This window comes from Photorhabdus bodei (genome assembly GCF_003287735.1).
GTDB lineage: Bacteria > Pseudomonadota > Gammaproteobacteria > Enterobacterales > Enterobacteriaceae > Photorhabdus > Photorhabdus kayaii.
Window position 1 is genome coordinate 1 of the sequence record NZ_NSCM01000129.1, and the last position, 1272, is coordinate 1272.

Sequence of the window (1272 nt, forward strand, 5' to 3'; positions counted from 1 at the left end):
AGTCCGTACCGGAAATCTTAACGATCCTGCTGAAAGAGCATCGTATTTTATTTACCCGCGATACGCTCTATAAACGCCATGCCGAACGGGAATACACCACGCAAAAACGCGAATCCGCCTATGATTTCTGGTGCCGACTGGCGGCGGAAGAGGGCATTATTTTCTGGTTTGATGAAAAACAGCTGTTGTTCTGTGATTGCTATCTGGGCATGCGGGCGGGTATCGATCTGACTTACAATACGCATCCTGAAACGGACGAGACAGATACTACCGCATACCAGTGGAGTTATGGCGAATACCTGTGTTCGAATGGCACGGTCCAGAAAGATCGTAACTTTCTTAACCCCAACTACGCACTTGAACACCGGGAGACAACCGACGATAGCGGGCACCATTCGGTGTTTGAAAGTTACGGGCGTTTCCAGTGGGATGCGGAAGGAAAACCGTTTACCCAACTGAGGCTGGAACAGTTACAAAACTACAGCAAAGTCGGTACCGCCAAAACCAACTGTATCCTGCTTCGTCCGGGCAAAATTTTTACCCTGCAATCCCATCCCATAGAGGCCATGAACGACCGCTGGCAGGTGCTGTCTGTCACGCATTATGGGCAGCAACCTGTCGCGTCAAACGACGGCGGCGAAGGGACCACCCTGACCAACGAGGTCGCCTTTATTCCCGGGCGACAGGACTGGCGACCCCCTTACCGCTACAAACCGCTGGCGGACGGTGATGAAGTCGCCACGGTGGTCGGGCCGGGAAGCGAAGAGATTTATGTGAACGAACACGGCGCGATACGCATCCATTTCCACTGGAACCGTTACGATAAAGCGGACGACCTCGCGTCTTGCTGGGTACGGGTGGCCCAGGGCTGGAACGGCAACGGTTTCGGTTTTATGGCGATACCGCGCGTCGGGCAGGAGGTGATCGTCAGCTATCTCAACGGCGATATCGACCGCCCGATCGTGACGGGGTGTACCTACAATGGCCTCAACCGTCCGCCGCTTGATTTACCGCTGGAGAAAACCCGTACCACCTTTAAAACCCGGACTCGCGGAGGACAGGGATTTAATGAACTGCGTTTTGAGGATGAAAGAGGCAGCGAGGAAGTGTTTATTCATGCTCAACGGAATATGAAAACGCAGATCCTCTGGGATAAAACCACGCAGATAGGCCATGACCAGCAAACAGAAGTGGCTCATACCCGCTATACCATTACCACCGCTGGCGGTCAGACCCTTTCCGGTAAAACCGATGGGCTGGGCAGAACGATGA

General features: G+C 53.6%; 1 protein-coding gene. It reads left to right on the forward strand.

Translation table 11 applies throughout. The features are described 5' to 3' along the window. Nucleotides 1-1272, forward strand: a 1272-nt coding sequence (tssI, locus tag CKY02_RS23065) for a type VI secretion system tip protein TssI/VgrG (RefSeq protein WP_240002133.1), incomplete at both ends; no start/stop codon positions are given.